Below are 17,422 nucleotides of genomic sequence, written 5' to 3' on the forward strand. Positions count from 1 at the left end.
CTCGGCGAAACTCAGCTGCGCAGCTGCTCGATCAGCTGCTGCATCTGGTTCAATTCAATCGCGCCGGGAACCAGTTGATCCCCGAAAACAAAGGCCGGCGTTCCGTTCAGCCCCAGCGCCTGGGTCAATTGCCGCGACGTGGCGATATGGGCGTCCACCTCAGGCCCGGCCATGTCGGCCTGCAGCTGGGTGATGTCCATGCCCAGATCATCGGCGATGCTCAACACATTGGCCTGCGAGGCGCGGCCCTCATTGGCCATCAGAGCGTCATGGAATTCCGCATATTTGCCTTGCTTGCGTGACGCCAAGGCGGCGCGGGCCGCAAAGACGCTTTCTTCGCCCAGAATGGGCCATTCCCGCATGACCACGCGGATGTTGTCATCGCCCGCGATCAGCTCTTTGACTGACGGAAAGACGCGGCGGCAATAGCCGCAATTGTAATCGAAAAATTCGACGATTGTGACGTCGCCGTCGGGATTGCCCATCACCGGCGCATTGGGGTCGTTGTGCAGCGCGCCTTTCTGCGCCTCCAACGCTTGCGCGGCGGCCAGGGCCTGCGCCTCATTTTCTCGGGTCTGCAATATCTCGATGGCTTCCATGACGATCTCGGGGTTGGTGCGGATCGTCTCGAGGATCAGGGCGCGCATGGCCGCCTCATCCATCTGCTGCGCGGCGGCCGGCAAGGCGAGGGACAGGGCCGTTACAGCGGCTGCGGTCAGTCGGAACATGTGAAGATACCTTTTGGCGGTGCGGAGGAAATTTTGTTGCGCAGACACTGCGGCCTGCCCTGCCGGTTGTCAAACAGGACGCTATCACAGAGCGGTGAGAACGCAGCAGTTTGCTTGCCTTCACGGCGATGTTGATTGACCTTCACCCACAACCCGCCGCATGTGACGCCAGCCCATATTAGCCGAACCCCCGTGAAAGCCGCCTCATGACCCTCTTGCGCCAAGCCTTGCTCAGCCTGATTGCACTGGCCGCATTCAGTTTCGCGGCATTCGCTGGCAGCTCCCCCGCCTATGTGAGCGACCGCGTCACCGCACGGCTGATCACGGCGGAAAACGGCGTGGCGCCCGGGGCGCAGGTGGTCTCCGCCGCGTTGGAGGTGACCCTGGCCGAAGGTTGGAAGACCTACTGGAAATCGCCGGGCGCTGTTGGCTACCCCGTCTCGATTGACTGGGCGGGGTCTGTGAACCTGAAAGACCATGAGCTCCTGTGGCCCGCCCCGACCCGGTTCGAAGCATTCGACATAGAAAATTACGGCTACGAAAAAGCCGTCACCTACCCGATCAAACTGATGGTAGACAGTGCGGACGACGCGCTGGTCCTGTCCGCCCGCGTCAATATGCTGGTCTGCGCCGACCTTTGCGTGCCCGAAGATTTCTCGCTGAGCCTTGTTTTGCCCACCGGCACCGCGATCGACCGTGATGCCGCAACCCTGATTGCGCAGGCCGCGAACAAGATACCCATCCCGGCCGACGCTTCGGACATTGTAATTGATGCCGCGTCCCTCGATCTGGACGCGAAACGGGTTGAGCTTGCCCTGAGCAGCGCAAATGCCTTTTCATCGCTGAGCGTGATCCCCGACCTAGGCCCCGATGCAGCTTTCGGACCGCCGCAGATCGCGCTGCAAGACGGCGGGTCAAAGGCGACGGTGGGCTTTGACATACTGTCTGCCCCTGACGCGCCGCCGCCGCTGGAATTCGTGGTCACGGACGGGGCACGCGCCGCTGCCTTCGCACCAGCGACCAGTGGTTCCATCCAGCAAACAACAACCGACGCACCAGGCATCTTGTGGTTCTTCCTGCTGGCCTTCATCGGCGGCGTGATCCTGAACGTCATGCCCTGCGTCTTGCCGGTGTTGAGCATCAAATTCACCTCAGTCCTGAAGGCCGGCGCGCAAAGCCCTGCCCGGGTGCGGAGCGGCTTTTTGATGTCTGCGCTGGGCGTCATGGCCTTCATGTGGGCGCTCGCACTTACGCTGATTGCCATACGCGCTGCGGGCGGCCCGGTTGGATGGGGCATTCAGTTCCAGAACCCCTACTTCCTGACAATCATGACCGCCATTGTCACGCTCTTTGCCGCCAACATGTTCGGCCTGTTCGAGATCGCCCTGCCGCAATCATGGAACACCAAAATGGCGGATGCAGGCAGCGCAGGCAGCTTGCGGGGCGACTTCGCGATCGGCGCATTGGCGGCTGTGTTGGCAACACCATGCTCGGCTCCATTCCTGGGCACTGCCGTCACTTTCGCGCTTGCCGGATCGGCGCTGCAGACCGTGGTGATCTTCACCGCGCTTGGGTTGGGCCTTGCCCTGCCATACCTGGCCGTCGCCGTCTGGCCGCAAACTGTCCGCGCCTTGCCGAAGCCCGGAAAATGGATGGGCACCGTCAAATGGGTGATGGGCCTCCTGCTGGCCGCAACCGCGCTTTGGCTGGTCTCCGTCCTGATCGGCGTGATCGGGTGGACCGCCGCGTTGATCGTAGCGGCGTTGTTGCTTGGCGCGGTCATTGCCGTCGCCTTCGCGCCTCGCGCACGCGCCGGTATAAGTGCCGCCATCATCGCCTGCGCATTGGTTGTGCCAGCAGCATCGACCCCTCCAGCCCAACTCGTTGAGGAAGCGACATCGAATTGGCGGACATTAAGCCCCAACAGCATCTCTGGATGGGTGGTCGAGGGCCGCGTGGTTTTTGTGGACGTCACCGCCGACTGGTGCCTGAGCTGCAAGGCAAACAAGGCGCTGGTGCTGGACCGTGCCCCCGTCGCCGGCATGCTGGCATCTGACGGCATCATTGCCATGCGCGGTGACTGGACCCGCCCCGATGAGGGCATCCTGACCTACCTGAAGGAAAACGGCCGTTTTGGCATCCCGTTCAACATCGTCTACGGGCCGGGCGCGCCCAAGGGCATCGCGTTGCCGGAACTGCTGACTAAGGACGCGGTCATTGACGCGATCAACAAAGCCAGCGGCGCCGGCTAGTTACCGCCCTCAAAGCGTTTGAGGCCTTCTTCAACCAAGCGGCGGCGTTGGTCGTCTTCGGGCAGATCAACAACCAACGGCTTGGCGCTACGCAGCGCTTTGACGGCACGGTCTTCTTGCCCGAGTACCACCAAGGCGCGGGCGAGTTGCAGCCATCCGTCTAGATTTTCCGGCTCATCCTGCAGCCGCTCTTCAAGCCCGTCAACCATGTTGAGGATAAAGGCCTGCCGGTCTTCGGCCGACAACTCGGACGCCGCTTCGATATCTTCTTGCGTGGGGCCACGTGGAGCCGCGAAATCTGGCAGTTCCACAGCAGCTTCGCCCAGCGTCGCACCCATCTGGTTTGCCGTCTGCAGGAAGGTCGGCATCCATGGTTGCGCCTGCGATTCCTGGGCAATACGATCCAGCAGCAGCGTGCGGGCCTGCGCGCCCTGCCCCGCCTGTTCCAGCTCAATCGCGCGATAAAACGTGGCAGCAGGGTTGGATGGGTCCAGCTCCATGGAGCGCGTGATCATCCGGCTGGCAAGCGGCGTGACTATGCCGCGATCAGCCGTGATCAAGGCTTCCGCATATTGAGAGAACGTCGCGGAGGTCGCGTCGTCTCGGTCAATGATTTCCTCAAAGGCCGCAGCGGCCTCCGCTGGGCGACCCTGGTTCATGTAGGTGGTCGCCAGCAGCTCCCAACCGCGGGTTTCTCCTCCGGCGGGATCGTTTTCGAGACGCGACACCAATTCAGCGATGAGGGTGTTGAGCTGGTTTGCATTTTGCACTTCGTTCTTGCGTTCGGCGAACGGCACCGCCGGAATGCTAGGTGCGCCCACCTGTGTGTAGAGGCCAAAGGCCGCGACCGGCACAAATAGCGCGGCGGCGACTATGGCCATGCGGCCCGACGTTGAGCCAGTGGCTTCGGACGTATCACCAACACCCAACATACGTCGCTTGATTTCGACCTGTGCGGCGCGCGATTCCTCTGGCGTGATCAGGCCGCGTTCGGCGTCACGGTCCAGTTCAGACAACTGGTCTTCGTAGATGGCCATGGCCTTGGCGGCCCGTCCCTGACGCGGCGCCCCGCCTGATCCCAACGGCCACAAAAGCGCGACACCCACCGAAAGCGCCATAAGTGCGGCAACGACCCAGATCATGGTGCGTCCCCACCCCGCATCGCGTCCAGCTTCTCTTGCTCAGCCTTGGTCAAGGATGCCGGTTGCGCGGTTCTACGGCGGGTCAACGCGATCACGACGGCGACGAACCCAACAAACAAAATGACAAAGGGCCCCAGCCACAGCGCATAGGTGGAGGGCTTCCACGGCGGGTTGAACAACACGTAATCGCCGTAGCGCAGCACCAGAAAATCGAAGACCTCCTGATCAGTATCCCCGACCAACAGCCGTTCGCGGATGATCATCCGCAGGTCACGCGCCACGCCCGCGTTTGAGCTGTCAATCGGCTCGTTCTGGCAGACCACGCAGCGCACATCCTCAGAAATTGCGCGCGCGCGGGCCTCGAGCACAGGATCATCCAGCACCTCGTCCGGTTCGACCGCAAAAAGCGGGGTGGCGAACACCATGCATATGGCAAGCAATAGGTGCCTCAATGCGCTGCCTTCGCCAAATCCAGCGCCTCCTGGAAGCGTCTCAGCCCGTCGCCCACAACAGGTCCCGGGAAGCGGTGCACAACCACGCCGTCATTGTTGACGATGAAGGTTTCCGGAACGCCGGTGACGCCCCATTCAATGCCCGCGCGGCCGGAATAGTCAGAGCCGATCAGCGCATAGGGATTGCCCAACTCTTCCAGCCAGGCGGCAGCGGCCTCGGGCTTGTCTTTGTAGTTCATCGCGACGATGCGCAGGCCTTGATCCTCGACCATGCGGGTCAGGACGGGATGTTCCGCGCGGCACGGGCCACACCAGCTGGCGAAGACATTGACGAGTGTCAGGCCCTGTCCTTGCAAATCAGCGGTTTTCAATCCGGGCGTGTCGACGCCATCGATTGGCCCAAGGTCGAATTCCGGCACAGATTTGGAGATCAGCGCGGAAGGTATCTCGGACGGGTCACGGTCCCCCGACAGGCCCCAAAGCGCGAAAGCGCCGATGACGACTGCCAGCAAAAGCGGCGCTGCAAAAAGAAGGCGTTTCATATCAGATCACTCGGCTGGGGTGGCGTTTGCGGGGGCAGCTTTGCGACGCGGCGCGCCGACGCGCAGCCTGCGGTCCGACAGGGACAAGCCGCCGCCCAGAACCAGCATGACCGAGCCAAGCCAGAGGAAATTCACCAGCGGCTCATAGATCAGGCGCAGGGTCCACAGCCCTTCGCTATTCTCCGCCGCCGGCTCTGCGATCGAGACATAAAGGTCGCCGGCCAGAGTTTGGCGTATGTCGCTTTCGGTGGTGGTCGTCTGCGCCACCGGGTAGACGCGACGTTCTGGGAACAGCTGCGTTACGAACTCCCCGTCCTTGGTGACGTTGAGCGTGGCGACCTGGGCGATGTAGTTCGGTCCCTGCACTTGATTGATACCCTCAAAGGTGACCTCGAACCCCGCGATTGGCACCTGCGTGCCGGGTTCGGCAAAGCTGACCGTGTCCGTTTTCCATGCGCTTGCGCCGATGGCGCCCATCATCAGCACGCCGACACCCAGATGCGCCAGCGACATGCCGTGGCTGGCGCGGGGTTGGCGTTTGATGCGCGCCCATGCACCAGGTTGCAATAGCTTGGCGCGCCGTGCCCAATCCTGAATGGTTGCCCCGATCAGCCACACTGCGATGCCCATGGAGATGACTGCCAGAAGCGGCCCGCCATTGGCGATCCACCAGACCACCAACATGAACAGCAGCACGAAAACCCCCAGCCATTTCAGCCGCGCCAGCACCCCCGGCAGGTCAGCGCGTTTCCAACTGAGATGCGGCCCTATGCCCATGACGATGATAAGCGGCAGGGTGATCGGGATGAAGGAGGCGTTGAAGAATGGCGGCCCAACGGAGATTTTCTCATCCGTGATCGCCTCCAGAAATAGCGGGTAGAGCGTGCCGAACAGCACGGTTGCGCAGGCCGTGGCAATCAGCAGGTTGTTGATCAGCAGCCCCGCCTCGCGTGAAATGGGCGCGAAGAGCCCCCCGCCTTCCATCGACGGCGCGCGCCAAGCGAATAGCGCAAGTGAGCCGAGGATAGAAACCCCAAGCAAGCCCAGGATATAGAGCCCGCGTTCAGGGTCCACCGCGAAGGCATGGACAGAGGTCAGCAGCCCCGAGCGGACGATGAATGTGCCCAGCAGCGACAGCGAAAAGGTGAGGATTGCCAGCAGGATGGTCCACGCTTTGAATGTATCGCGTTTCTCGGTCACGATGGCCGAATGCAACAGCGCGGTCCCCGCCAGCCACGGCATGAACGAGACGTTCTCCACCGGATCCCAGAACCACCATCCGCCCCAGCCAAGCTCGTAATAGGCCCACCACGACCCCAATGCGATACCCCCGGTCAGCGCCATCCAGGCGGCCAGCGTCCACGGGCGCACCCAACGCGCCCACGCGGGGTCGACCCGCCCTTCGATCAGCGCGGCCACAGCGAAGGAAAACACAATCGAGAACCCGACATAGCCAATGTACAAAAGCGGTGGGTGAATCGCCAAACCGAAGTCCTGCAGCAACGGGTTCAGGTCGTTGCCATCCAACGGCGGAGGGAAAACCCGGTCAAACGGGTTGGAGGTCAGGATCATAAAGCTCAGGAAGCCCACCGAAATCCACGCCTGCACAGACAGCGTACGCGCCTTCAGCGCCAGCGGGATGTTGTTGCCCAGCACCGCAACCGCCGCCCCGAAGACCGCGAGGATCAGCACCCAAAGCAGCAGCGACCCCTCATGGCTGCCCCAAGTGCCCGCCACTTTGTAGAGCATCGGTTTCAGCGAATTGGAGTTCTCCACGACATTGCGGACTGTGAAATCGCTGACAATGAAGCTGTGCATCAAGGCCCCGAAAGCAAACGCCACCAGCAGCGCCTGGGTCAAAGCAGTGGTCTGCGCGCTGCTCATCCATGTGGCATTGCCGCGCGACGCGCCCCAGATCGGAAGCACCGACTGTACCAGCGCCGCCATCAAGGCGAGCGCGAGCGCGAATTGGCCAAGTTCGGGTATCATTGAGCAGGTTCCAAATTCATGTCTCTGTAATGGGCGGTTCACCCCCAATAGGTCAAGCGACAGAGCCGCGACGTGTTGCCCTGCCTTGTAACTTCCTCGTTATACGGCGCACCTTTGTGAATAAACTTGAATACGTATTCTTGGGTGATAAGACTCAGGCAACACTGCTGCCAGCGGAGGATCATACATGGCCATCGAATATCTGAAACGCGGAAAACCCGAAGCGGATCGTAAAGACGACGATGCCCAGGTCCGCCAGGTTGTAGAAACGACGCTGAAGGATATCGAAACCCGTGGCGACGTCGCTGTGCGCGAGCTGTCCGAGAAATTCGACGGCTACACCCCCGAAAGCTTCAAGCTGTCGGAGGCCGATATTGAAGCGTTGATGGAAAAAGTGTCTGACCGCGACATGGCCGACATCAAGTTTGCGCAAGAACAGGTCCGCAATTTCGCGCAGGCCCAGCGGGATTCGATGCTGGATATCGAGGTTGAACCCATGCCGGGTGTGATCCTCGGCCATAAAAACATTCCGGTGCAGTCCGTTGGCTGTTACGTGCCGGGCGGTAAGTTCCCGATGGTGGCAAGTGCGCATATGTCGGTGGCCACGGCCTCGGTCGCGGGGGTTCCGCGCATCATCGCCTGCACCCCGCCCTTCAAGGGGGAGCCGAACCCAGCCGTGATCGCCGCCATGCACCTTGGCGGCGCGCATGAGATTTATGTGCTGGGAGGCATTCAGGGCATCGGCGCCATGGCCATCGGCACCGAGACGATTGATCCGGTACATATGCTGGTGGGCCCCGGCAATGCCTTTGTGGCCGAAGCCAAACGGCAGCTCTTTGGTCGTGTGGGCATTGACTTGTTTGCTGGTCCGACCGAGACGATGGTGATTGCTGATGAAACAGTGGATGGCGAGATGTGTGCAACTGACCTGCTTGGTCAGGCGGAGCACGGGTACAACTCGCCCGCCGTGCTGCTGACCAACTCGCGCAAGCTGGCCGATGACACGTTAAGCGAAATCGACAGAATCCTTGAGATTATCCCGACCGCGGACACGGCCACGAAATCATGGGAAGACTACGGCGAGGTCATCTTGTGCGACACATATGACGAGATGCTGGAAGTTGCCGACGACATCGCCTCCGAGCATGTTCAGGTGATGACAGATCGCGACGATTGGTTCCTGGACAATATGACCTGTTACGGCGCGCTGTTCCTTGGGCCGCGCACCAATGTGGCCAATGGCGACAAGGTGATCGGCACCAACCATACGCTGCCTACCAAGAAGGCCGGGCGTTACACCGGCGGCCTTTGGGTCGGCAAGTATCTGAAAACGCACAGCTATCAGAAAATAACCACCGATGAGGCGGCGGCGGATGTTGGGGCTTACGGGTCCCGCCTTTGCCTGCTGGAAGGATTTGTGGGCCATGCGGAGCAATGCAATCTGCGGGTGCGGCGATATGGCGGCGTGAACATCCCCTACGGCGGGCCCGCGCCCTACAAAGACGCGGCTGAATAGACATGGCAACGCTCAAGGTCACCTCCCAAGACGTCGCGCGCGCGGCCGGGGTCTCCCAGCCTACGGTCAGCCGCGTGTTTACCCCCGGCGTGAAAGTGTCCGAGGCATTGGAAGAAAAGGTTCGCACCGCCGCGCGGGAATTGGGGTACCGCCCCAACACGCTGGCCCGCTCGCTGATCACGGGTCAATCCATGACCATCGGGCTGATCGTGGCCTACCTGGACAACCCGTTCTACACAGAAGCCCTTGAAAAGCTTAGCAAAACGCTGAAGGAACGCGGCTACAACATCATGATTTTCATGGCCGCGAACCATGCCAGCGATGTGGACGGGGTTGTGCATGATTTGTTGGATCATCAGGTGGACGGGATCATTCTGGCGTCGGTCTCTGCCTCTTCAGCATTAACTGAAAGACTGGTGGATGAAGGCGTTCCGCTGATCCTCTTCAACCGTGGGCATAGCGACAAATCGTTGAGCTCTGTGACATCCGCCAACCACGCAGGCGGCTTGAAAGTGGCAGAATTTTTGGTTGCCGGCGGACATGAACGGATTGCCCACATTTCGGGGTGGCAAGGGGCCTCAACCGGTTTCGAGCGTTCCGAAGGCTTCAAGGAAGGTCTTGCAAATCATGGGCTTACGCCACATGCGATCGTAGATGGGTTGTTTTCGCGCGAAGCGGCGGCCGCGGCCACACGAGGTTTGTTTGCGGGCGGCCCTCCGCCGGATGCGATCTTTGTCGGCAACGATCACATGGCCTTCGCTGTGATCGAGGTCCTGCGAACCGAGCTGGGCATAGCGCCCGCGAAAGACGTCTCAGTTGTGGGCTATGACGATGTGGCTTTGGCCGCTTGGCCTACTTTCGAGTTAACCACAGTGCGACAACCTGCGAACCGCATGGTGGATGCCGTGGTGGAGCAGTTGATCGCGCAGATCGAGGGCAAGTCGCGCGAGGCGCAGCATATTGAAATAGACGGGCCGCTGATCGTCAGAGGGTCATCACGCATACCAAAGGGATGGGGCGAATGAGAGGTTTCTCGAACGAATTCAAAGACCTGCCGGACTACATAATCAAGATCACGCGGGAGATTTGGGAAGATCGCGGATTGGCCACCCTGCACCACTACTATGCCAAAGACCTGCCGATGCGGTTTCCGTCAGGGTTGGTGACCGGCAATCAGAACGTGATCAACGGCACGATGGCCACGATTGCCGAATTTCCCGACCGCGAATTGCTGGGCGAGGATGTGATCTGGTCCGGCGACGAGGACGCCGGTTTTCTGTCGTCGCACCGTATCCTGACCACCGGCACGCATCTGGGTCACGGCGCGTTCGGCAAACCCACGGGGAAGCGCTTCACCATCCGCGCGATTGCCGACTGCGCCGCCAGGAACAACGCCATTTACGACGAATGGCTGATCCGCGACGTGTCCGGCATCGTCAAACAACTGGGCAAGGACGTGCGCAAATTCACCCGCAAGATGATCGCGCGCGAGGGCGGTGTGGAGCATTGCGTGAGGCCCTTCACCCCCGATCAGGATATTGACGGCGGCTACAACGCCAAGGGCAATGATAATGAATGGGGTCAACGACTTAACGACATCCTTTCACGCATCATGGACAAGGACTTTGCGGTCATTCCAGCGGAATATGACCGCGCCTGCCATATCTATCATCCCGGCGCGCGGGACAGCATTTCGCATCAGGGCGCGGACCGCGCCTGGCTGCCTTTGCGGTCGTCTTTTCCGTCTGCCAAGTTTGAGGTGCATCACGTCATAGGCCGCGAAGACCCAATGATGCCCCCGCGCGCTGCGGTGCGTTGGTCCTTAACAGGCAAACATGAAGGATACGGGCTGTTTGGCGCCCCTACCGGCGCCGAGGTGCATGTGATGGGCATGACCCATGCGGAGTTCGGACCTAACGGGTTGCGGCATGAATTTACCCTGTTCGACGAGGTCGCGATCTGGAAACAGATCATGATGCATCAGGGCTAACGACAAACGCGAGACGGCGTCAGGTCGATTGATTTTGATGTGCGCTGCCGTACTTGCTGCGAAGCGACGACGGCCCGTTTCCGCTAGACAGCAAGATCAGATTGGTTGTATCATACAACTATGTCTGAAGACCTCTCAATCGACCGCATCGACAAGATACGCTCATCAGCGCGGCATATAGTCCGTGAGCTTGGCTTTATGCAGAAGGGCCTTGCAGGCACGGACCTTTCACCGTCAGCGGTACATACGATCATTGAACTGGGTTATGGCACTGTGAAGACGGCAAGTGATCTTGCAGCACTTCTCCATTTGGAAAAATCCAGCGTCAGTCGCCTTGTTCAAAAGCTCGAGAAGCACGATCTGATCTTAGCCAAACCTGACCCAGATGACATGCGTTCCCGTGTGTTCTCATTAACTGCCAAGGGGCAAGCCCTGCTCCGTGATGTCGAAGACTTCGGACGGACGCAGCTGCGGTCTGCTTTGAATGTGCTGTCGCAAAACGACGTGGCGCAGATTGAAACCGGGCTGACCTTGTTTGCCAGAGCAATGAAAGCGCCGCCCCCGCAAGCTGCCGCAGCGACACCTCAGATCGACGTGCGGGTAGGCTACTGCGCCGGTGTCATCGCCTCTGTGACGCATCTTCATGCCACCTTCTACGCCCAGCATTACAACTTCGGCGCCGTGTTCGAGCGTAAGGTGGCGATGGAAATGTCAGAATTCATGGGGCGGGTGGACAACCCAGTGAACACGACTTTTTCTGCCTTTGTCGGGGACGAACTGCTCGGGTCGGTGTCCATCGATGGAGAAGACTTGGGGGACGGCGCAGCCCATCTGCGCTGGTTTGTCGTCAGCCCTAACTCGCAGGGTTTGGGCATAGGAAAACTGTTGCTCGGCAAAGCCACGGCTTTCGTTGACGACACAGGCTTTGATCGGACGCGTCTTTGGACCTTTCGGGGGCTCGATGCAGCGCGTCACCTCTATGAAAAGCATGGCTTCCTATTGGCACATGAAACCCCTGGCACACAGTGGGGCACTGAGGTTTTTGAACAGGAGTTTGTGCGACAGCATCCCGCCCGAGGCACCTAAGACTGGTCGTTAGGATGCAAAGTCGGCCGATACCGCAGCCCGGCAATTCGGACACCCAAAATCAAAAACGCGCGCCCGTTTGGGCGCGCGTTCTTTTTGCGACGGCGGGGAACTCCCGCCCTTGCGCTTAGTTCAGCGCGGCGTCCGTGATTTCGGAGGTCCAAGCGCCTTCTGGCTGTTTGGAAATCACGGGGTCGGAACCGCCAGCCAGCAACGTGTCAACGGTGCGCTGGAAATCAGCCTCGTCCAGCGACCCGTCAGAGCCTGCGGTCAGTTTGGCGATCTCGCCCATCATGCGGACCTGATGTGCCTCGGTTTGCGCGCCGGTCTCGTCATTGTCGAGGACAATGCCTGCGGCCTCATCCGGGTTGGCCTCGGCATATTTCCAGCCCTTCATGGAGGCGCGCACAAAGCGGACCATTTTGTCCTTGAAGACCGGGTCAGCGAGGTTTTCTTCCAGTGCATAGATGCCGTCTTCCAACGTTGCCACGCCCTGCTCTTCATATTTGAAGGTGACAAGCTCGTCCTCGGAGACGCCCGCATCCAGCACCTGACCGTATTCATTGTAGGTCATCGTCGAGATACAGTCGGCCTGGCGCTGCAACAGCGGGTCAACGTTGAAACCCTGTTTCAGCACTGTGACGCCATCCTCACCGCCATCGGTAGAGATGCCTTCCTGGCTCATCCAGCTGAGGAACGGGTATTCGTTGCCGAAGAACCAGACGCCGATGGTCTTGCCCTTGAAGTCCTGCGGGCCAGTGATGCCAGTGTCTTTCCAGCAGGTCAGCATCAGGCCGGAGGTTTTGAACGGCTGCGCGATGTTGACCACGGGCAGCCCCTTTTCGCGCGCGGCCAAGGCCGACGGCATCCAGTTCAGCATGACGTCAGCGCCGCCACCTGCGAGGACCTGCGGGGGCGCAATATCGGGGCCGCCTGCGAGGATTTCGACCTCTAGGTTTTCTTCCTCGTAGAACCCCTTGTCGAGCGCCACGTAGTAGCCCGCGAATTGCGCTTGCGTGACCCATTGCAGCTGCAGCTTGACGCTGTTTGCGTGGCCGTCGGCCATGGCGGGTGTCGCCATTGCGAGGGCCAAGGCTGCCGTTGTGAGTAGCTTTTTCATCGTTAGTCTCCCAGGTTGGTTTTTACGTGCGTTGCGAGGGGTGCCAGAACGTGACCCCCTTCTCTATTGCGGCGATGATGCCATAAAACGCGCTGCCCGCCAAAGCAGCGACGACAATTTCGGCCCACACCATGTCGAGCGCCAATTGGCCCACAGATGTGGAAATGCGGAACCCCATGCCAAGGGTGGGCGAGCCGAAGAATTCGGCCACAATGGCGCCCACCAGCGCGAGGGTGGTGGAGATTTTGAGCCCATTGAAGATGAAGGGCATGGCGGCGGGGAGCCTAAGCTTGATCAGGCCTTGCATGTAGCTGGCCCCGTAGGTGCGCATCAGGTCGCGCTGCATTTGTGTGGTTTCGCCCAGACCCGCGACGGTGTTGACGAGGATCGGGAAGAACACCATGACCACGACCACCGCCGATTTGGACTGCCAGTCGAAGCCGAACCACATCACGAGGATTGGTGCCGTGCCAACGATGGGCAGCGCCGCCATGAAGTTGCCCACAGGCAGGAGGCCCCGTTTGAGGAAGTCGTAACGGTCCACCAGAATGGCGGTCACAAAGGCCGCAATCGCCCCAATGACATAGCCGCTCAGCGCGCCCTTGATGAAGGTTTGCACAAAATCGGCCCAAAGCGTTGCTGTCTGGCTGGCCACCGTTTGCGCGATCAGGCTAGGCGGCGGCAGAATGACGAGCGGGACCTGAAGCCCTCGGACGGCCAGTTCCCAGATGATCAGAAGCGTCGCCCCGAAGATCAGCGGGATGGCAAGGGAAACAGCGCGGGTTTCACTGCTTCTCCCGTTGGCCAACTTGGTGTTGAGCGCCCAGAGCGCCAGCCAAATGGCGAAAGCTGCTACGAGATAGATCATGCCAGCCCCATCCGCTTGAGCGTGCCGCGCTGGATCATGGCGATGACGGCAACCAACGTGGCCGCCAGTATGGCGGCGGCGAAGAGCGCGGACCAGATTTGGATGGTTTGGCCGTAATAGCTACCCGTCAGCATGCGATTGCCAAGGCCCCCACCCTGCACCGGCAGCTCGCCCACGATGGCCCCCACCATGGCCGCCGCGATGCCGATTTTGAGGGACGCAAAGAGATAGGGCATGGAGGCCGGAAGCCGCAATTTCCAAAAGCCCTGATTGGTGTTGGCATTGTAGGTTTTGAGCAGATCCAGCTGCATCTGGTCGGGGCTGCGCAACCCCTTGACCATGCCGACCACCACCGGAAAGAAGCTGAGATAGGCGGAGATCACCGCCTTGGGGAACAGGCCTTGCAGGCCGACGGAATAAAGCACCACCACGATCATTGGGGCCAATGCGATGATCGGGATGGTTTGGCTGACGATGGCCCAAGGCATGACGGATTTGTCCATCACCCGGCTGTGCACGATGCCGACCGCCAGAAAAATGCCAAGCCCGGTGCCGATGGCGAACCCCATCAAGGTGGCGCTAAGGGTGATCCAGCCGTGATAGACGAGGCTGCGTTTGGAGGTGATCTTCTTGTCCACCGTGCCGTCCCAAAGCTCGGCGGCGACCTGATGTGGCGCAGGCAAACGGGGCCGGTCTTGGGAGAGGGTGGCGGAGGCCGCAAAGCTATTGGCCGCGACCAAGCCCAGATGCCCCATATCGCGCCGCTCCTGTGCGGAAGGTGGTGAGACCTCCGCCCCGCCGCGTTCCAGCTGGGTCAGAGTTTCCTTGATGTTCATCGGCACGACCGCCGCGTACCAAAGGGCAATGATGGCGGCGATCACGGTGAAGATAGGCAGAAAGCTACGCATGACGCCTCCCTATCATTGTTTCAAAAATACCTCCCGCGGAGCGTCCCACAACTGCAAATGGCGCACCTGTCGAGACGAGAGAGTTCAGGTATTTTTGAAACAGTGATGGTAAGGGTTCGTTCATAAATCCCAGCGTAGCATGGCTTTGCGGTACAGGCTGAGGAGTCGATGGCCGTAAACGGTGATGGGGTCTTTGACCACATTGCAGTCGCCTCGGCCTGTTTTCAGGTCGGGGCGCGTTAACCTTAATATTTGGTTCAAGCGTCATCTGCGTGCCCTGCCCTGAGCCCTTCTCGGACCCGGTGGGCGATGTCGATGAAATCTTGGCTGTCGCGGATATCCAGCGGCCGTTCCTTTGGGAGCGGGCTGTCGATGACGTCAGCGATCCGTCCCGGACGGGGGCTCATGACGACGATTTTGGTGGAGAGGTACACCGCCTCCGGGATTGAATGCGTCACAAAGCCTATGGTTTTTTCGGTGCGGGCCCAGAGTGCCAAGAGCTGCTCATTAAGATGGTCGCGGACGATTTCATCCAAGGCACCGAACGGTTCGTCCATCAACAAAATATCCGCATCAAAAGCCAGTGCCCGCGCGATGGAGGCCCGTTGCTGCATCCCGCCGGACAATTGCCACGGGTATTTGCCGCCGAAGCCCGACAGCTCTACCAGATCGAGCACGCGGTCGACGCGGGCTTTCTGGTCGGATTTGGAGTAGCCCATGATTTCCAGCGGCAGCGAGATGTTGCGCGCAATGCTGCGCCACGGGTAGAGGCCTGCCGCCTGGAAGACGTAGCCATAGGCTCGCGCGCGGCGCGCCTCGTCCGGGGTCATGTTGTTGACGGTGAGCGTGCCGCCCGTGGGCTGCTCCAGCCCGGCAATGCAGCGCAGGAAGGTGGTTTTGCCGCAACCGGACGGGCCGATGAAGCTGACGAAATCGCCCTTTTCGATGTCGAGCGAAACGTCTTTGAGTGCGTGAACAGGCCCATCCCCGGTCTGAAAGGTCAGATCAAGGTTGTGCGCCGAGACGACGGGATCGGGTAGAGGGGCCATCTAAAGCCCCTTCGTCGCAAGTTGGGCTAGGCTGGGTCTGCCGCCTGGCTGTTTTTGGCCCAGACGCCGCCAATCGAAAACGCCGCGAAGATGAACATGGCGTCGGCCATGGCAATATCGTTGACCCATGTGGCCAGCGCCAGGAAGGCCAATGCGACGACCAGCATCGCGCGAATGAGTTTCGGACTCATGATGAATTCCCTCGTCAAAAAATTGTATTGAGCAAGGGTCTCGCAGTGCAATTGGGCAAATCTGTGACGCTAGTAGGGCGTTTGCCAAGGTATTGTTCGTAGTACGCATAAGGTCTCAAACGCCTGACGGAATGTTCATCGGGTTGCGCTCGATCTTGCGCGGGGTGTTCAGGGCCTTCCATTTGCCCAAGGCCTTGGACGCGGAGGCGAAGGCTGGACGGCGGATGAACTTGCCGCGACCGGGTTGTGGCTGGGAGTTTTGGCCATGCGCCCAGATCACGTCACCACGTGACAGCGTGAACCGAGGCTGCGCCGTGACCGTCATACCCTCGAACACGTTGTAATCAATGATGGATTTCTGGGTTGAGACCGCGATTTCCTTGCTGATCTTGGGGTCCCAGACCACGATATCCGCGTCGCCACCAACGGCGATGCCGCCCTTGAGCGGGTAGATGTTGAGGATTTTGGCGATGTTGGTGGAGGTCGCCGCCACGAATTCCTCCGGCGTCAGCCGACCGGTCTCAACACCGGTTGTCCAGAGCATCGCCATGCGTTCCTCCAGCCCCCCAGTGCCGTTGGGAATGGTGGTAAAATTGTCGAGCCCCATTTGCTTCTGTTTGTCGGTGAAAGCCGCGTGATCGGTGGCAACGACCTGCAGGGACCCCGAACTGAGCCCCGCCCAGAGCGAGGCCTGATGATCCTTGGAGCGAAATGGCGGCGACATCACGCGGCGCGCCGCGTATTGCCAGTCCTTGTCGAAATATTCACTTTCATCGAGGGTCAGGTGCTGGATCAGCGGCTCCCCATAGACGCGCATCCCCTTTTGGCGGGCCCGGCGGATGGCCTCATGGGCCTGCTCGCAGGACACATGCACGATGTAAAGCGGCGTGCCTGCCGCATCGGCGATCATGATGGCGCGGTTGGCGGCCTCGCCTTCCACCTCAGGTGGACGGGAATAGGCGTGACCCTCCGGGCCGGTGATGCCTTCGGCCAGATATTTTTGCTGCAGCTCCTGCACGATGTCGCCGTTCTCAGCATGGACCAGCGGCAGCGCGCCCAGATCAGCGCAGCGCTTGAAGGAGGCGTACATCTCGTCATCCTCCACCATCAACGCGCCCTTATAGGCCATGAAATGCTTGAACGTGTTGATACCGCGTTTCTCAACAACGTCCTGCATCTCGTTGAAAACGCTCTCGTTCCAGCCGGTGATCGCCATGTGATAGGAGATGTCACAGCAAATCTGATCTTTGGATTTGCGGTCCCAATCATCAATGGCATTGAGCAGCGATCCGTCCTCGCCCGGCAAGCAGAAATCGACCAGCATGGTGGTGCCGCCAGCCGCCGCCGCAAAGGTCCCGCTTTCAAAGGTTTCGGCGGCTGTGGTGCCCATGAAGGGCATTTCGAGATGCGTATGCGGGTCGATGCCACCGGGGATGACATAAGCTCCTTCGGCGTCAATCACCTCATCCCCTGTTAGGTTCTCCCCGATCTGCGCAATTTTCTCCCCTTCAATCAACACATCCGCCTGCCAGCTGCGATCTGCAGTGACAATGGTTCCACCTTTGATGACTTTGCTCATGAGGGTCTCC

The 17,422-nt window shown here is 60.2% G+C and carries 16 protein-coding genes; 5 read left to right on the forward strand and 11 right to left on the reverse strand.

Annotation, left to right across the window (positions count from 1 at the left end; translation table 11 throughout):
- Positions 1-11 precede the first annotated feature (11 nt).
- Positions 12-728: a DsbA family protein gene (locus Q0899_RS05970; RefSeq protein WP_298356984.1), complete on the reverse strand. Its 717-nt coding sequence runs from the start codon at positions 726-728 to the stop codon at positions 12-14.
- Between the two features lie 206 nt (positions 729-934).
- On the opposite strand from Q0899_RS05970, the gene Q0899_RS05975 reads away from it, so the two are divergent.
- Positions 935-2,980, forward strand: coding sequence for a protein-disulfide reductase DsbD domain-containing protein (locus Q0899_RS05975; protein WP_299191524.1), 2,046 nt, complete (start codon positions 935-937; stop codon positions 2,978-2,980).
- On the opposite strand, the gene ccmI is transcribed toward Q0899_RS05975, so the two are convergent.
- From ccmI to Q0899_RS05995, 4 genes are read right to left on the reverse strand one after another with little or no spacing between them, the layout of a single operon-like run.
- Positions 2,977-4,122 (reverse strand): c-type cytochrome biogenesis protein CcmI, encoded by a 1,146-nt coding sequence (gene ccmI, locus Q0899_RS05980; RefSeq protein ID WP_299191526.1) that lies wholly within the window; start codon positions 4,120-4,122, stop codon positions 2,977-2,979. The two genes, Q0899_RS05975 and ccmI, sit on opposite strands and share 4 nt — an antisense overlap.
- Entirely contained in the window at positions 4,119-4,547 is a 429-nt protein-coding gene (locus Q0899_RS05985; RefSeq protein WP_299191528.1) for a cytochrome c-type biogenesis protein, read from the reverse strand. The genes ccmI and Q0899_RS05985 overlap by 4 nt, the downstream gene beginning before the upstream one ends.
- 23 nt (positions 4,548-4,570) lie before the next feature.
- A complete protein-coding gene (locus Q0899_RS05990) occupies positions 4,571-5,116 on the reverse strand; it encodes a DsbE family thiol:disulfide interchange protein (RefSeq protein WP_299191530.1) in 546 nt (181 codons plus the stop codon).
- 6 nt (positions 5,117-5,122) lie between these two features.
- Positions 5,123-7,105: a heme lyase CcmF/NrfE family subunit gene (locus Q0899_RS05995; protein ID WP_298290214.1), complete on the reverse strand. Its 1,983-nt coding sequence runs from the start codon at positions 7,103-7,105 to the stop codon at positions 5,123-5,125.
- Positions 7,106-7,292: 187 nt separating this feature from the next.
- Between Q0899_RS05995 and hisD the strand changes: the two genes are divergently transcribed.
- The 4 genes from hisD (at position 7,293) to Q0899_RS06015 (ending at position 11,697) form a co-directional block, all read left to right on the forward strand.
- On the forward strand, positions 7,293-8,621 hold the full coding sequence (gene hisD / locus Q0899_RS06000) for a histidinol dehydrogenase (protein ID WP_298356965.1): 1,329 nt from the start codon (positions 7,293-7,295) through the stop codon (positions 8,619-8,621).
- Positions 8,622-8,623: 2 nt separating this feature from the next.
- Positions 8,624-9,646, forward strand: a complete 1,023-nt coding sequence (locus Q0899_RS06005) for a LacI family DNA-binding transcriptional regulator (protein WP_299191533.1) — start codon at positions 8,624-8,626, stop codon at positions 9,644-9,646.
- A complete protein-coding gene (locus tag Q0899_RS06010) occupies positions 9,643-10,611 on the forward strand; it encodes an ester cyclase (protein ID WP_298290205.1) in 969 nt (322 codons plus the stop codon). The genes Q0899_RS06005 and Q0899_RS06010 overlap by 4 nt, the downstream gene beginning before the upstream one ends.
- A gap of 120 nt (positions 10,612-10,731) precedes the next feature.
- The gene (locus Q0899_RS06015; RefSeq protein WP_298290202.1) at positions 10,732-11,697 is read left to right on the forward strand and encodes a helix-turn-helix domain-containing GNAT family N-acetyltransferase; all 966 of its coding nucleotides are present in this window, start codon (positions 10,732-10,734) and stop codon (positions 11,695-11,697) included.
- A 127-nt stretch (positions 11,698-11,824) separates the two neighbouring features.
- Here Q0899_RS06015 and Q0899_RS06020 read toward each other — a convergent pair whose 3' ends face one another.
- The 6 genes from Q0899_RS06020 to hydA form a co-directional block, all read right to left on the reverse strand.
- Entirely contained in the window at positions 11,825-12,817 is a 993-nt protein-coding gene (locus Q0899_RS06020) for an ABC transporter substrate-binding protein (RefSeq protein ID WP_298290199.1), read from the reverse strand.
- Between the two features lie 22 nt (positions 12,818-12,839).
- Positions 12,840-13,685: an ABC transporter permease gene (locus Q0899_RS06025; RefSeq protein ID WP_299191536.1), complete on the reverse strand. Its 846-nt coding sequence runs from the start codon at positions 13,683-13,685 to the stop codon at positions 12,840-12,842.
- A complete protein-coding gene (locus Q0899_RS06030; protein WP_298290193.1) occupies positions 13,682-14,593 on the reverse strand; it encodes an ABC transporter permease in 912 nt (303 codons plus the stop codon). Before Q0899_RS06030 ends, Q0899_RS06025 begins: the two co-directional genes overlap by 4 nt.
- 257 nt (positions 14,594-14,850) lie before the next feature.
- Positions 14,851-15,642 carry an ABC transporter ATP-binding protein gene (locus tag Q0899_RS06035; RefSeq protein WP_298356950.1) on the reverse strand — a complete coding sequence of 264 codons (792 nt, stop codon included), beginning with the start codon at positions 15,640-15,642 and terminating at the stop codon, positions 14,851-14,853.
- A 26-nt stretch (positions 15,643-15,668) separates the two neighbouring features.
- A complete protein-coding gene (locus tag Q0899_RS06040) occupies positions 15,669-15,833 on the reverse strand; it encodes a hypothetical protein (RefSeq protein WP_299191538.1) in 165 nt (54 codons plus the stop codon).
- Positions 15,834-15,948: 115 nt separating this feature from the next.
- Positions 15,949-17,412, reverse strand: a complete 1,464-nt coding sequence (hydA, locus tag Q0899_RS06045; protein WP_299191540.1) for a dihydropyrimidinase — start codon at positions 17,410-17,412, stop codon at positions 15,949-15,951.
- Positions 17,413-17,422: the final 10 nt, after the last annotated feature.

Origin of the sequence: uncultured Litoreibacter sp., assembly GCF_947501785.1 — a bacterium.
GTDB lineage: Bacteria > Pseudomonadota > Alphaproteobacteria > Rhodobacterales > Rhodobacteraceae > Litoreibacter.

What these genes read in the sequence shown, in the direction of transcription:
- Q0899_RS05970 (WP_298356984.1), bottom strand. Translation starts at nt 728, where the DNA reads ATGTTCCGACTGACCGCAGCCGCTGTAACGGCCCTGTCCCTCGCCTTG.
- Q0899_RS05975 (WP_299191524.1), top strand. Translation starts at nt 935, where the DNA reads ATGACCCTCTTGCGCCAAGCCTTGCTCAGCCTGATTGCACTGGCCGCA.
- ccmI (WP_299191526.1), bottom strand. Translation starts at nt 4,122, where the DNA reads ATGATCTGGGTCGTTGCCGCACTTATGGCGCTTTCGGTGGGTGTCGCG.
- Q0899_RS05985 (WP_299191528.1), bottom strand. Translation starts at nt 4,547, where the DNA reads ATGGTGTTCGCCACCCCGCTTTTTGCGGTCGAACCGGACGAGGTGCTG.
- Q0899_RS05990 (WP_299191530.1), bottom strand. Translation starts at nt 5,116, where the DNA reads ATGAAACGCCTTCTTTTTGCAGCGCCGCTTTTGCTGGCAGTCGTCATC.
- Q0899_RS05995 (WP_298290214.1), bottom strand. Translation starts at nt 7,105, where the DNA reads ATGATACCCGAACTTGGCCAATTCGCGCTCGCGCTCGCCTTGATGGCG.
- hisD (WP_298356965.1), top strand. Translation starts at nt 7,293, where the DNA reads ATGGCCATCGAATATCTGAAACGCGGAAAACCCGAAGCGGATCGTAAA.
- Q0899_RS06005 (WP_299191533.1), top strand. Translation starts at nt 8,624, where the DNA reads ATGGCAACGCTCAAGGTCACCTCCCAAGACGTCGCGCGCGCGGCCGGG.
- Q0899_RS06010 (WP_298290205.1), top strand. Translation starts at nt 9,643, where the DNA reads ATGAGAGGTTTCTCGAACGAATTCAAAGACCTGCCGGACTACATAATC.
- Q0899_RS06015 (WP_298290202.1), top strand. Translation starts at nt 10,732, where the DNA reads ATGTCTGAAGACCTCTCAATCGACCGCATCGACAAGATACGCTCATCA.
- Q0899_RS06020 (WP_298290199.1), bottom strand. Translation starts at nt 12,817, where the DNA reads ATGAAAAAGCTACTCACAACGGCAGCCTTGGCCCTCGCAATGGCGACA.
- Q0899_RS06025 (WP_299191536.1), bottom strand. Translation starts at nt 13,685, where the DNA reads ATGATCTATCTCGTAGCAGCTTTCGCCATTTGGCTGGCGCTCTGGGCG.
- Q0899_RS06030 (WP_298290193.1), bottom strand. Translation starts at nt 14,593, where the DNA reads ATGCGTAGCTTTCTGCCTATCTTCACCGTGATCGCCGCCATCATTGCC.
- Q0899_RS06035 (WP_298356950.1), bottom strand. Translation starts at nt 15,642, where the DNA reads ATGGCCCCTCTACCCGATCCCGTCGTCTCGGCGCACAACCTTGATCTG.
- Q0899_RS06040 (WP_299191538.1), bottom strand. Translation starts at nt 15,833, where the DNA reads ATGAGTCCGAAACTCATTCGCGCGATGCTGGTCGTCGCATTGGCCTTC.
- hydA (WP_299191540.1), bottom strand. Translation starts at nt 17,412, where the DNA reads ATGAGCAAAGTCATCAAAGGTGGAACCATTGTCACTGCAGATCGCAGC.